The sequence below is a fragment of the Pseudomonas sp. PSPC3-2 genome, from assembly GCF_049897085.1.
Classification (GTDB): Bacteria; Pseudomonadota; Gammaproteobacteria; order Pseudomonadales; family Pseudomonadaceae; genus Aquipseudomonas; species Aquipseudomonas paraveronii.
The window spans coordinates 46,107-57,790 of the sequence record NZ_JAFCVO010000024.1; the positions used below are offsets into that span (position 1 = coordinate 46,107).

Here is an 11,684-nt window from a genome sequence, read left to right on the forward strand (position 1 = left end):
CTCTATGGGTATGTATATATCAATAAATGAGTCTTCAGGCTGGGGGACTTCAGGTGGGGTGTTTGATTGTATTGTCGAAGGTACAAGAGCACTCTTCACTCATGATCAATGTAGCTGTATGAGGAAGATATACGAGGCTCTAGATGAGCAAGCGCAGAGCTTCATCGTTCTAGATAATATTACAGACGATTGCTTCAATTTGTTCTATAGCCATTGCGAAGCGGCAATGAAGATTTTTCCTGAAAGTGACCGCGGAAAGATTGTGCCTGAAAATCATATCCCAGGAATACTGTGGAATTGGTCTGAAGTTTTACGGCTTATGCGAGAAGATATTCGCTATAAAGATAAATAATTTGGTGCAAAAGGGCCAGGTTCTGCTGGTACGGGCACGACGGCGGGTAGTAATGTTGCAAGTACAACGCCTAAAGTTGATGTTTTTTGGAATAAAACAACAGTTCTAGATAGGACTGTTTATCAACGTAACGACCTCTTTGACCCAGAGGCCCTATCGACCTGGAGAGTACGAGGTAAAACTGTTGAAGGCTCAAACCTTGAGAGGATGGCCTCGGGTCGAGCACCAATTGGGTATGATGGGAAATCAGTTGAGTTACATCATCTCTCGCAAACTGAAGTTAATGGATTCGCTGGTACTCGTGGTTCACTTGCAGAAGTTGGTTCTGTTTTCCATAGCCAGAATAGCAGTGTTCTTCATGTCCCATCCAATGCCGCTCAAAGCTTTAGGTATACTCGTTACAAAGACTCTGCAGAATACAGAAACCCTACGACTGATTATGTTTCAGTTCCTACGGACTTGAATGCAAAAACATTGACAAAGCAGGCTAAAGAGTTTAACTCTTATCAGTCGGATTATTGGAAGTTGCGGGCTCGGAGCGGGGAGTAATTAGGCGTGGATTATTCGAGAATAATTAATCTTATTGAAGAGTCGGATTTCGTTGAGTTTGCTGATTATGGTGACGGGATTGCTGATGAGTGGATTTATAAAGCTGAAGCTCGTCTTGGGTTGAAGTTGCCTGATAGCTATAAATGGTGGCTGAAGTTTTATTCTGGCGGGGAAATATCTGGGGAGGAGATTTATAGTATCTACGAAATGGATTTTGATAGTGTAAGGGGTGGTGATATCGTTTATATGTCAATCGTTAACGGTCGAAATGGGTTGTGTGGGAAGGAGAGGCTATTTATCTGCGAACCGCCGGGTGCAGGGGAATCATTTTATTTTGTCACGGACGATGGTCTTAATGATGGAGAGTATCCTGTTTATAGGCTTGAACTTTCTGATCAAACTTCTAGTTTGTATGCGAAAAACTTTATCGATTTCTTAGAAAAAAGAATAATGTCTTTCAGTTGAATAACGATTCTGCGTTTAAAAAATGGTTGGGGGAAATAGGGGTCAGACCACGATTAGTACACCAATGTATATTGGTGGTCTGACCCCTATTTTTGCCGATCTGTTATGGCTCCCCGGTAACCGCGTCCGCGAGCCTGGCGGCGTCGAAAATGAACAGCGACTACCAGGCCGTCACCGACCAGAGCGGCTTCTTCGCCGGTAAGGGCGGCTACACCATCGACGTGGCCAAGAACACCACCTTGCAAGGTGCGGTGATTGCCAGTGACGCCACGGCCGACAAAAACCTGCTGCTGACGGATCGCCTGTTGGTCAGCGACATCAAGAACAAGAGCGAGATCAAGAGCCAGTCGGCCGGCGTCAGCGTCTCCGGTTCCTACAGTGGCGGCGCGAGTACCCTCACACCGGGCGCCCTGTACGGCATGGCACTCAACGACTCGGACCACAGCTACACGCGTAGCGCGGTTAGCGAAGGCACGATCGTGGTGCGTAACCCTGAGGGAGCGGGTGACCTGGTCGGCCTTAACCGTGACACGGCCAACGCCAACCAACGCCTCGACAAGCCTGACGAAAAGGCCATGCGGGAACGCATGGACCTGATCAAAAGCTCGATGGAGCTGACCAAGGGCATTGGCGATGCGATTGCTGCGGCCAGGATCAGGGCCGCCGACGACCCTAACAGCGATGTGAACAAAGCGACACGAGACAAGCTCGTGCAGGAAGGGGTTACCAACCCGACGCGGGATCAGATCAACCAACGTGCCCAGCAGGACTATGGCGTAGGGAGCAGCTTTCAGAAAGCCAGCCAGGCAGTGACGGCTGTTGTGCAAGCGGCCATGGGCGGCAGTGTTGGTGGAGCGTTGGCGGGGGCGGCGGCGCCGTATCTGGCAGAAACCGTCAAGGACATGACCAAGGGAGACCCGAATGCCAACGTGATGGCTCACGCGGTGTTGGGTGCCATTCTTGCCAAAGCTGGCGGTAACTCAGCACTCGCAGGTGCAGTGGGTGCTGTCGCTGCGGAGGGAACCGCGCGGCTGATCAAGGAAAGCCTGTATGGCGATGTCAGTAACGAAAACCTGTCCGAAGCGCAAAAGCAGACAATTTCCAGTCTCGCGACGTTGGCGGCTGGGCTCTCCGGATCGTTGGTTGGCAAGGACGCGCTGAATGCGGTGGCAGCCGCGCAGGTTGGGAAGAACGCTGTTGAAAATAACCTTTTGAGCCCATCCAACGAGTCTTTGCTTCAAAAGGCTCGCGACTCGTTCAAGCGCAACAAGTACACCGTCGAGGACGCAAAGACGCTTATCGCGCTCGATCAGCGAGGTCAGATTTCAGATGCTCTGGTTGAGCGCCTGCGCCGCAACCCAGACTCGATGTCGGCTGCCGATAAAGCCGCAGCGCTGGCGTACCTCGCGGATTACGCAAACGCACTCGTTGCGGCGTATGGGCAGGATGAGGCTGATCGTCGCATCTACGCGCTTATGCGGCCCGGTCCTCTGCGGCAAAGCAACGATGTGGCGTACGCGGCTGGGAATTCCATTAAAGACGCTTCACTGGAACGGCTCTATCCCGGCGATTTGTCGGCGCAGATGAACCGCACTCCTAGCGAAAACGAACAGCTTTACCGCGAAGCGCAAAAGACATTGCGCATCGGACAGAACTACCAAGGAGAGGCTGCAATCGGTACGCCGGCTTTGTATGTGCTGGGCGGGGGCGTGGGTTTGGCGATACGGTTGGTGACGGCTGAAAGTGGCGTATTGCAGGCTACTTATGGTGGGGTGCAGACCTACAACGGTGATTCGGGCGACGGCGCCCAAAACATTTTCCTTGGGCTTTTGAACGCGTCAGCTGCTGGGTTGCCGAGCGTGTTTAAGGGGCAGTCGGTTGCAGGCAGCACGAAGGGGATGACACCCAAAAATGAGAGCGTGGTTGGGGCAATACCTGACGCGGAGCTCGGCGTTTTGGTTGATAGAAACGTTCTGCAAGCCGGTCCAGATTTCGCCAAAGGTCCAAAAGCGACAGTTCAAGCGCCTCTGGTTTCCAAGGGGGCGGATGTAACTCCTGAAATTATTCAAAAAGCTTTACAAGTCGATTCGACTATTAGTGCACAAAATTTTGTGTCGCTACCTGCGATTCAGAGATACGTTGATCGACTTCTTGCTGGAGATACAGCTCCGGCAATCAAGATGGACGGTAATGTAATTGTTGATGGAAATCATCGATATATTGCTGCCAAAATACTGGGGCTAGAGCCTGATGTGGTACCGTGGGTGCTACCACCTAACAAAGTGGGTATGACTAAGCCTATATCTGATGTCAAAGTTGATCCGGCTGATTGGGGTAATAAATGATTACTTTGTATTTTGAAACCGGTGAGGCTTTGCAGTATTCATGCGACAGTTTTGTTGGTTTGGATTTTAATGGAGCTAGCTTGCATCGTGCTATATTTCAAGGGCTGGATGTCAGTAATGCAAATTTTGCCAATGCAAATCTAAGAAATGCTATTTTTGACTTTGCTATTTTGAATGGCTCCTGCATGAGTAATGCAGCATTAATGAATGCCACATTGACCTGTGCAGAAATGGAAGGTGTCGATCTTTCGGGCGCTATTGCTGTTGGTGCAATTTTTGCTGGGGCAAATCTTTCGATGTCAAATCTAAAGAGTTTAGATGTGCGAGGGGCTTGCTTTAAAGGAGCTAATCTATGTGGTGCTAATTTTTTAGTCGAACAAATAGAAGAGTCTGAGTTGTCTGGTGCTCAGTATGACAGCGAGACTGTTTGGCCCAGTGGGTTCAACCCCGTTTTGTACGGTGCAATAAAGATTTGAAAAGTTGCTGAAACGGTAACGGTGCAAAAGGTTTTGGCAAAGTTGAAGGCACCTATTCGGCGGTGAAACCAGGGGGAAATAGGGGGCAGACCACGTTTTGCATTTAAGTGGTTTTCGCGGATATTGTTCATTTTTTTAAAAATATTTTGCAATTATTGTGTTGAGTTGCTCTCGTTAAGGGGGGCTAAGCTGAAATGCCTTAATCTTATAAGGAAAATAGGGGTCAGACCACGATTAGTGCACCAATGTATATTGGAGGGAATAGGGGTCAGACCACGTTTTGCATTTAAGGAGCTTTCGTGGCTATTGTTATGTTCTTTAAAAGAGAGAGTTATTCGAGGAGTGGTGTATCGTCCGAAGGCTGTTTTTCTAAGTCTTATAATGGTGGCCTGATCCCTATTTCTTCTATTTCTTACTTCCAAAGTTATTGGTGGAAAGGTCGGAACACTGGGGGGCAAGAAATGATTAATCCGAAATCGAGTTTGCAAGCATTTGCACTGTTGTTTGTATATTGTTTTGTAGTGTTTATGTCCGTAAGCATTATTGGAGTACTTTTAGGAGCAGTAATAAATTTTCTTAAAGGTGGTCTATGGAAGTTCGGATGGTCTGATATAACAGGTTTAATCGCTGGTGCTTTGATTTATACCGTTTTTGCTACAGTAGGGATTTGGTTTTTGTCTAGATTGAATGCGCATAAAGCTGCAAAGAGGAAATAGGGGTCAGACCACGTTTTGCATTTAAGGAGTTTCCGTGGCTATTGTTCGGTTCTTTAAAAATAGAGTTGTCCGAGGAGTGGTGTGTCGTCCGAAGGCTGTTTTTTCTTAGTCTTATAATGGTGGTCTGATCCCTATTTCTCCGGGGTTTGTAAAAGTGCCTCTGAAGATGGGGTTGGCTGATGGTTTGAACAAGAAAAAATCAATGTTTGATGTGACGGTCAGAAAGTTTGATAATAACCAATTTATTCTTGGTAAAAAGGCGCCGTATGGTGGTGCAATGTTGCTGTATTTTCTGTCCGTGGGCACGAAAGGCAATAGCCTTTACAATGAGGCGGTCGATGCGAGCAAGTAAACTTATAAATACCCTGCTGCTGATAGTTTCATTGTTGGCGGTGGTGTGTGGGGTGAGTACGTTTTTCGGCATGATGGTCGCCATAGTGGTTGGTATACTGCTTCGCACAGATTCGAACTGGGTGTTCATCTGGATTGGATTTCCCTTGTCAGGAATATTTGCTGTGTACTGGATAGTTACACGGTGGGATTATGTGAAATCTTTTATATCCGGGCGTGGTGGGTGGTAGAGCGGGTAATCGGGGTCAGATAACGTTTGTTTGAGTGGCTGTGGAGCTGACCTTGAAATATTACGATCTTTAAAAATTAGTTTTTTATTTTTATCTATTTGAAATGCTTTAAATAAGGCGGTTATAAAAATAACCGTCCATTTTCATTTGTGAATTTTGTGAATTCAACTTCCGCCCAATCACACCCATACCGCAGCGGAATAGCCAGCAACAGCGCAAAGTCGTGAAGCACTATCGCGTCACTGCTGATCTCCTCCCGAAATGCGAGGTTCTCCAGAAATTTAGTTGCCGCACGAATGCGATACGCGGCGGCGTCATAGAGAACATCGAGGGGTGCTTGCGTATCGATCACCAGTGCGGGGATGGTAGGAAATAGAGGTCAGACCACGTTTTGCATTTAAGGAGTTTTCGTGGCTATTGTTCTGTTCTTTAAAAAGAGAGTTATCCGAGGAGTGGTGTGTCGTCCGAAGGCTGTTTTTTCTTAGTCTTATACTGGTGGTCTGACCCCTATTTCTAATTGTCATCAATACCTGAGCAGGGCGGCCTGGACGGGCCGCCCGGTATAACTCAGGACGGGTTGGCGTTCAGCCTGCGACTGATCACATCCAACAAATCACACCCATCGCGCAGCGGAATCGCCAGTAGATGGGCGAAGTCCTGCAGCACCACGGCATCGCTGCTGAGCTGATCGCGGAAGGCCAGGTTTTCCAGGAGTTGGGTGACGGCTTGGATCCGGTGCACGGCGGCTTCGTGGAGGACGTCGAGGGGGGCTTGGGTGTCGATGAGCAGCGCGGGGACGGTGCAGTCGTGGCCGGTCAGGGGCATGTAACGGTTCATAATTGGCACTCTGTTAAGTGGTTGAGGCCACCACTCAATCGTCGCCAAACGAATGGGTGGCAGCTGTACGCAGGTTGGCGAACCGGCAACAGAGTAAACCGGCAGACCCGGGGGTCTCCCGCGCACAGCCGCCATAAAAGGCACGACTTTGCGGGTGCAAAAACACCTGCATGAAAGCGGATTGCTTTTGCACTCTGTTGTCAGGTCGCCAAACCTGATCGCCATTTGGGCGACGGCCGGACTATAAGCCCCTCACCCAAAACCGCGCAAGGTATCAGAGTGATGGCACAATGCCTCATGCAATGCCATCCGCTGCCGACACACTGGTGATGCCCAGACGCATCAAAAATCTGAACCGGCCTTCGCCAGCGTTTTCGAAACCGCCCCACCGCTACCCACAAGGAAGAAATACATGATCAAGTTGTTCTGCAAAGCCGCTGTCGTTGTGTCCCTGGCCACGCTGTTTGGCTGTTCTTCGACCCCGTCGGTGGAGAAGATGCAGGCTGACGTGGCGAGCTATTCGCTGCCCAAGGCTGCCGTGGCCGATAAAGGCCTGGTGTATGTCGTGCGCCCTAGCAACGTCGGGATGCTAGTACGGTTCAACGTGTTCCTGGATGACAAGGAAGCCGACTCGGAGATGGGTTACAACCGCGGTAACCAGTACATCTATTTTTTCGTGACGCCAGGCAAGCACGTGATCAGCTCCAAGGCTGAAAACTGGGCGGACATGCCAATCGACGTCAAGGCCGGTGAGGTGGTTTACCTCAAGCAGGAAGTCGAAATGGGCTTTGCCGTGGCGCGCAACAGCCTCAAAGTGCTGAGCGATCTGGAAGGCCGTTATCTGGTCAAGGATGCGTCCTTGGGCACCGTGGCAAAAGAAAGCAAGTAAGTTAAAAGCGCTTAAGGCGGCCGAGCTCGGAGCCTGGCCGTTGTCGCTGTTCATCCGCCTTGCACACTTAGCTTGATAAGGGGCTGACACGCGACTCTTCAACCCTCGTTGACTGACACGCGACATAAGCCGGAGTGGCACCGTATGGACGCAAATCCCCCGCTAAACGCCCGACCCTTCCGGCCCGCAATTGTTTAGACCCAAGGAAGCTTTCAATGAAACTGCATCGTCTGTTTATCTCGCTCGCTGCGCTGGTGACCTGCACCAGCAGCTTCGCCGCGGCGCCTGCCCTGCAAAGTTTTCTCGCCTGCGACCAGAACTCCCTGGCGGAGGTAAGCCAGCCAGGGCTCAAGGAGCGTGTCGCCCATAAGGTGGAGAACGGCAAGATCACGCTCAGCGGCGGCACAAAATCCGATATGGGCCAGCGCTGGATGTTCGACACGCCACTGACGCTTGATGGTATGACCTTGACCGGCTTTTTCGCCGAAGACCAGGACCTGATGGGCTCGCGCATCATCAACTGGGGCTTCTACACCGAGCAGGCGCCCGACGCACTTTACGCACAGCTGAGTAAAGTTCCGGGTACGGGGTTGGAGAAAGCCAACGGTATCTACGCGCGTGCGCAGATCTGGTCGCAGAAGCAATCAGCCTGGGTACCGGAGGGCGGCGATGACAACGCGGGCAAGCTGGTCACCGATACGGCCGAACGCATCTTGATGGTCGAGCCCGCACCCAGTGACCTGGCCAAGACCAGCAAAGGCATGATCACCTGTTCGGTTCAGGGTGCGGTGAGCGCAGCGATGCTCAAGACCACTCGACCTGACCTGATCAAGTGAACTGAGGCCGGCAACGATACCGCGGGCATGCTGAATGCCTGCGGTGTTCTCTGGTTTTTCGCGAGCAAGCTCGCTCCTACAGAGGGCGGGGTTACAGCAACTTGCGCTGCACCGCTTCATCCAGCGTGCTGCGCGTCAACGCCTCGACCACTTCCCGCGTGTCCGCCTGGAACGGGATGCCCACGATCAGCACCAGGTGCATCCAGGTGCGTACCGACTCACTCTTTTTGACGCGCCCGAGTTCTTTGCCGTCCTTGTCCTTGAACACGGTTTCCAGGGTGAAGGTGTTCTTCGCCGTGGACGGGATGATGAAGAACGTCACGCCAGTGATGATCGCCGAGGCCATGCTGAACTGTTCGTTGTTGTACAGGGTGGCGTCGGCGTAGATGTCCGAGTCGACCTTGTCGGTGCTCACCCGCGAGAAGCGGTTGGACTGGCGAAACGAATCTGCCACGGCCTTTTCCCACAACGCCGCCGGAGCGCCGGCGGCGGTGTTGCCCGGGCCGCTGTTGACCTGGTTGAGCGCGGTGGTGCGTACGAACGCGCTGGGTTTTTGCGCCGGTGCGTTGGCGGTCGGCGGCCAGGTTTGTACGGGCGGCAGTTCGTGTTGCGAGTAAGACACGCAACCTGTCAGCAAGATGGCCGCGAGGACCAGGCTGTGTTTGATCAATCCTTTCATATGTCGCTCCTTGAAATTACGGTTTGGCCAGCTTGGCAGTGGCGCTGTCGAGCAGTTGCGCGACCAGTTCGTTCAGTTGCTTGGCGCCCATGGTTGGCGCCCAGTATTCGCGACCATAGAGGCCGACGTTGCGCTCGAACTTGACCTCGTGTTTGGCGCTCGCCAGTTGCTTGCCGTCGCGATCGACGATCACCAGGTCGCCGGCCACGTCAAAGGTGTCGACGTAGATCGGGCCGTTGACCCAGATCCAGACCGTCAGCGTCAGCAAGGCGCCGGGGACATAGCCCGGGTGGATGCCACGGTGGCCCTTGAGGGAGGTCATGTTGAACTTGAGCGACACGTCCTGCTCGCCCAGGCGCACGGGGTATTCGGTGACCTGCTTGAAGTAGCCCGCAGTACTCACGTACTGATTGAGCTGGGCGGTGAGCGAGCGGCTGATGGCAGTTTTGTTGGCGTCGTTGACGTCGGCGACGCTCACCGTCACATCGGCGACTTGTGCGCTGCGCGGGCTGGTGACGGCGGCGGGGTGGAGCGGGGCGCCAATGGGGCCGGTGACGGTGTAGGACACACAACCGGTCATCGACAGGGCGGCGATCAGGGTCGCTGCTCGGAAGAGGTTTTTCAACACGCAATATCCCTATTAATAAATGAGCCAGGCCACTGTCTCGACCGGCGGGCCGAAAACTTGAGGAATGTGCGTCACCGCACGCCATCCGACGAAACACCTTGAGAACCCCTCTCAACCCCGTAAAATGTCGCAGCCGTTGCGACACGACATGTTCAGGGATGAAGTCAGTTACGCGCGTGTTCTTGCCTTTGCGCAGGCCTGCCTGCCCCCCCTCCCTGAAACTGCCGCCCTTGGCCCGACGCCTTCGACCTTGAAGGAGTGGGTATCGCCTCGTGCCCGGTTTTGCGCTACACCGAGCTCTGCTGATTTCCTCACTTTAGGAGCAACATGTGAAAACACTGTCCCAAATCCTGCTCTCCGGCTTTGCCGCTGCAGCGCTGTTGGCCGTGGCCGGTTGCGCCACGGAGAGCAACCGCGCGATGCCGGTGGAACAAGTCGCCAGCGCCCACGTCGCCTATTCCGGCGTGCGCGTGCCGATTGCCGTGGGCAAGTTCGATAACCGCTCCAGCTACATGCGCGGCATTTTCTCCGACGGCGTCGACCGTCTCGGCGGCCAGGCCAAGACCATCCTGATCACCCACTTACAGCAGACCAACCGCTTCAGCGTGCTGGACCGCGACAACATGGGCGAAATCTCCCAGGAAGCCGCGATCAAAGGCACCGTGCAGAAGCTCAAAGGCGCTGATTACGTGGTGACCGGCGATGTGACCGAGTTCGGCCGCAAAGAAACCGGCGACCGCCAGTTGTTCGGCATTCTCGGCCGTGGCAAGACGCAAGTGGCTTACGCCAAAGTCGCGCTGAATATCGTCAACATCAGTACCTCCGAAGTGGTGTATTCCACCCAGGGCGCCGGCGAGTACGCGCTGTCCAACCGTGAAGTGATCGGCTTCGGCGGCACCGCCAGCTACGACTCCACCCTCAATGGCAAGGTGCTCGACCTGGCCATGCGCGAAGCGATCAACCGCCTGGTCGACGGCATCAACGCCGGCGCCTGGAACCCGCGCAACTGATCAGCAACACCTCAAGGAGCAATACACGGATGAGCAAGGCAGTGAAGTTGGCGCTGATGCTGACAGCAATCGCGACGGTCGCCGGGTGCCAGACGGCGCCCCAACCCCTGTATCAATGGGAAAGCTACCAGCCGCAGGTTTACGAGTACTTCAAGGGCGAGCCCAAGGAAGCGCAGGTCGAGGCCCTGGAGCGCGATCTGCAAAAGATCAACGCCAGTGGCCGCAAAGCGCCGCCGGGTTACCACGCCCACCTGGGCATGCTGTACCTGAGCATGGGCAAGGATGACCAGATGGTGCAGGAGTTCCGCACCGAGAAGGCGCTGTTCCCCGAGTCCGTCGCGTACATGGACTTTTTGCTGAAAAACGCCAAGACCGGAGTCGCCACTAAATGAGCCTATTGAAACTCACCGGCGCCTTGCTCGCCCTGGCCTTGCTCGGCGGTTGCGCTGCCCCCAAGACCATTGATTACACGGCGTACAAACAGGCGCGGCCGAAGTCGATCCTGGTACTGCCGCCGATCAATGAATCGCCGGAAGTGCAGGCGTCCTACAGCATGGTCTCGCAGGTGACCTACCCGTTGGCCGAAGCCGGCTACTACGTGCTGCCGATTGCCCTGGTGGACGAAACCTTCCGCCAGAACGGCCTGACCACCGCCAACGATATCCAGGGCGTGGCGCCAGCCAAACTGCATGACATCTTCGGTGCGGATGCGGCGCTGTACATCACCGTCAGCGAATACGGCACCCAGTACATGCTGATCTCCAGCAACACCACGGTGACCGCCTCGGCCAAACTGGTGGACCTGCGCACCGGCATCACCCTGTGGACCGGCTCGGCGCGCGCGTCTAGCGAGGAAGGCAACAACAACAACAACGGTGGCGGCCTGGTGGGCATGCTGATCACGGCGGCGGTCAAGCAAGTGATCAACAGCTCCACCGACGCGGCGCATCCGATCGCGGGCATCACCAGTGCGCGTCTGCTCTCGGCAGGGCAGCGCACCGGGCTGCTGTACGGTCCGCGTAATCCGAAGTACGGCACGGACTGATCTCACCGACGATCAAATGTGGGAGGGGGCTTGCTCCCGATGGCGGTGGGTCAGTCACCCGATGCAGTGGCTGATACTTGGCCATCGGGAGCAAGCCCCCTCCCACACTGATCGAGGTGTTATCTAAACCAGGATTCCACCCGAATGCTAACGGCGAGGCAGCGCACCGGGCTGAGTTAACCGTCTCGATTCTGGCATCACCGAAGATCAAATGTGGGAGGGGGCTTGCTCCCGATAGCGGTGGGTCAGTCGCCCGATGCAGTGGCTGATACTTGG

The 11,684-nt window shown here is 54.0% G+C and carries 15 protein-coding genes and 1 pseudogene; 11 read left to right on the plus strand and 5 right to left on the minus strand.

Annotated features, from left to right (window positions below):
• Nucleotides 1–4 precede the first annotated feature (4 nt).
• From ACP7CJ_RS26695 to ACP7CJ_RS26720, 6 genes and pseudogenes are all read left to right on the plus strand, one after another.
• A complete protein-coding gene (locus tag ACP7CJ_RS26695) occupies nucleotides 5–352 on the plus strand; it encodes a hypothetical protein (protein ID WP_426102763.1) in 348 nt (115 codons plus the stop codon).
• A gap of 207 nt (nucleotides 353–559) precedes the next feature.
• Nucleotides 560–901 carry an HNH/ENDO VII family nuclease gene (locus ACP7CJ_RS26700; protein WP_083351518.1) on the plus strand — a complete coding sequence of 114 codons (342 nt, stop codon included), beginning with the start codon at nucleotides 560–562 and terminating at the stop codon, nucleotides 899–901.
• A gap of 6 nt (nucleotides 902–907) precedes the next feature.
• Entirely contained in the window at nucleotides 908–1,366 is a 459-nt protein-coding gene (locus ACP7CJ_RS26705; protein ID WP_128591908.1) for an SMI1/KNR4 family protein, read from the plus strand.
• A gap of 95 nt (nucleotides 1,367–1,461) precedes the next feature.
• Nucleotides 1,462–3,711: pseudogene (locus ACP7CJ_RS26710) on the plus strand (VENN motif pre-toxin domain-containing protein); the annotation flags it as partial.
• The gene (locus ACP7CJ_RS26715) at nucleotides 3,708–4,187 is read left to right on the plus strand and encodes a pentapeptide repeat-containing protein (protein WP_426102765.1); all 480 of its coding nucleotides are present in this window, start codon (nucleotides 3,708–3,710) and stop codon (nucleotides 4,185–4,187) included. The pseudogene ACP7CJ_RS26710 and the gene ACP7CJ_RS26715, both read left to right, overlap by 4 nt.
• A gap of 299 nt (nucleotides 4,188–4,486) precedes the next feature.
• Nucleotides 4,487–4,903 (plus strand): hypothetical protein, encoded by a 417-nt coding sequence (locus ACP7CJ_RS26720; RefSeq protein ID WP_426102767.1) that lies wholly within the window; start codon nucleotides 4,487–4,489, stop codon nucleotides 4,901–4,903.
• Nucleotides 4,904–5,102: 199 nt separating this feature from the next.
• On the opposite strand, the gene ACP7CJ_RS26725 is transcribed toward ACP7CJ_RS26720, so the two are convergent.
• The 3 genes from ACP7CJ_RS26725 to ACP7CJ_RS26735 form a co-directional block, all read right to left on the minus strand.
• Entirely contained in the window at nucleotides 5,103–5,384 is a 282-nt protein-coding gene (locus ACP7CJ_RS26725; protein WP_426102769.1) for a hypothetical protein, read from the minus strand.
• A 221-nt stretch (nucleotides 5,385–5,605) separates the two neighbouring features.
• On the minus strand, nucleotides 5,606–5,848 hold the full coding sequence (locus ACP7CJ_RS26730) for a hypothetical protein (protein WP_426102781.1): 243 nt from the start codon (nucleotides 5,846–5,848) through the stop codon (nucleotides 5,606–5,608).
• A gap of 203 nt (nucleotides 5,849–6,051) precedes the next feature.
• Nucleotides 6,052–6,309, minus strand: a complete 258-nt coding sequence (locus ACP7CJ_RS26735; protein ID WP_426102783.1) for a hypothetical protein — start codon at nucleotides 6,307–6,309, stop codon at nucleotides 6,052–6,054.
• Between the two features lie 508 nt (nucleotides 6,310–6,817).
• Here ACP7CJ_RS26735 and ACP7CJ_RS26740 point away from each other — a divergent pair.
• Both ACP7CJ_RS26740 and ACP7CJ_RS26745 read left to right on the plus strand, forming a co-directional pair.
• Entirely contained in the window at nucleotides 6,818–7,210 is a 393-nt protein-coding gene (locus tag ACP7CJ_RS26740) for a DUF2846 domain-containing protein (protein ID WP_247401806.1), read from the plus strand.
• Between the two features lie 215 nt (nucleotides 7,211–7,425).
• Complete coding sequence (locus ACP7CJ_RS26745; protein ID WP_426102771.1) at nucleotides 7,426–8,046, plus strand: hypothetical protein; 621 nt, start codon at nucleotides 7,426–7,428, stop codon at nucleotides 8,044–8,046.
• 91 nt (nucleotides 8,047–8,137) lie between these two features.
• On the opposite strand, the gene ACP7CJ_RS26750 is transcribed toward ACP7CJ_RS26745, so the two are convergent.
• Together ACP7CJ_RS26750 and ACP7CJ_RS26755 are read right to left on the minus strand one after the other, a co-directional pair.
• Nucleotides 8,138–8,725 (minus strand): hypothetical protein, encoded by a 588-nt coding sequence (locus ACP7CJ_RS26750; protein ID WP_426102773.1) that lies wholly within the window; start codon nucleotides 8,723–8,725, stop codon nucleotides 8,138–8,140.
• Between the two features lie 16 nt (nucleotides 8,726–8,741).
• Nucleotides 8,742–9,353 (minus strand): hypothetical protein, encoded by a 612-nt coding sequence (locus ACP7CJ_RS26755; protein ID WP_276195750.1) that lies wholly within the window; start codon nucleotides 9,351–9,353, stop codon nucleotides 8,742–8,744.
• Between the two features lie 329 nt (nucleotides 9,354–9,682).
• Between ACP7CJ_RS26755 and ACP7CJ_RS26760 the strand changes: the two genes are divergently transcribed.
• Genes ACP7CJ_RS26760 through ACP7CJ_RS26770 form a run of 3 tightly spaced genes read left to right on the plus strand, consistent with a single transcriptional unit; the run spans nucleotide 9,683 to nucleotide 11,408 of the window.
• Nucleotides 9,683–10,363 carry a CsgG/HfaB family protein gene (locus ACP7CJ_RS26760; protein WP_426102775.1) on the plus strand — a complete coding sequence of 227 codons (681 nt, stop codon included), beginning with the start codon at nucleotides 9,683–9,685 and terminating at the stop codon, nucleotides 10,361–10,363.
• A gap of 29 nt (nucleotides 10,364–10,392) precedes the next feature.
• On the plus strand, nucleotides 10,393–10,755 hold the full coding sequence (locus tag ACP7CJ_RS26765; RefSeq protein WP_426102777.1) for a DUF4810 domain-containing protein: 363 nt from the start codon (nucleotides 10,393–10,395) through the stop codon (nucleotides 10,753–10,755).
• The gene (locus ACP7CJ_RS26770) at nucleotides 10,752–11,408 is read left to right on the plus strand and encodes a DUF799 domain-containing protein (RefSeq protein ID WP_426102779.1); all 657 of its coding nucleotides are present in this window, start codon (nucleotides 10,752–10,754) and stop codon (nucleotides 11,406–11,408) included. The genes ACP7CJ_RS26765 and ACP7CJ_RS26770 overlap by 4 nt, the downstream gene beginning before the upstream one ends.
• Nucleotides 11,409–11,684 lie beyond the last annotated feature (276 nt).

Excerpts from the sequence above, each read along its gene's own strand:
- ACP7CJ_RS26695 (WP_426102763.1), top strand. The coding sequence starts at position 5 with ATGGGTATGTATATATCAATAAATGAGTCTTCAGGCTGGGGGACTTCA.
- ACP7CJ_RS26700 (WP_083351518.1), top strand. The coding sequence starts at position 560 with ATGGCCTCGGGTCGAGCACCAATTGGGTATGATGGGAAATCAGTTGAG.
- ACP7CJ_RS26715 (WP_426102765.1), top strand. The coding sequence starts at position 3,708 with ATGATTACTTTGTATTTTGAAACCGGTGAGGCTTTGCAGTATTCATGC.
- ACP7CJ_RS26725 (WP_426102769.1), bottom strand. The coding sequence starts at position 5,384 with ATGAACACCCAGTTCGAATCTGTGCGAAGCAGTATACCAACCACTATG.
- ACP7CJ_RS26735 (WP_426102783.1), bottom strand. The coding sequence starts at position 6,309 with ATGCCCCTGACCGGCCACGACTGCACCGTCCCCGCGCTGCTCATCGAC.
- ACP7CJ_RS26740 (WP_247401806.1), top strand. The coding sequence starts at position 6,818 with ATGCAGGCTGACGTGGCGAGCTATTCGCTGCCCAAGGCTGCCGTGGCC.
- ACP7CJ_RS26745 (WP_426102771.1), top strand. The coding sequence starts at position 7,426 with ATGAAACTGCATCGTCTGTTTATCTCGCTCGCTGCGCTGGTGACCTGC.
- ACP7CJ_RS26750 (WP_426102773.1), bottom strand. The coding sequence starts at position 8,725 with ATGAAAGGATTGATCAAACACAGCCTGGTCCTCGCGGCCATCTTGCTG.
- ACP7CJ_RS26765 (WP_426102777.1), top strand. The coding sequence starts at position 10,393 with ATGAGCAAGGCAGTGAAGTTGGCGCTGATGCTGACAGCAATCGCGACG.
- ACP7CJ_RS26770 (WP_426102779.1), top strand. The coding sequence starts at position 10,752 with ATGAGCCTATTGAAACTCACCGGCGCCTTGCTCGCCCTGGCCTTGCTC.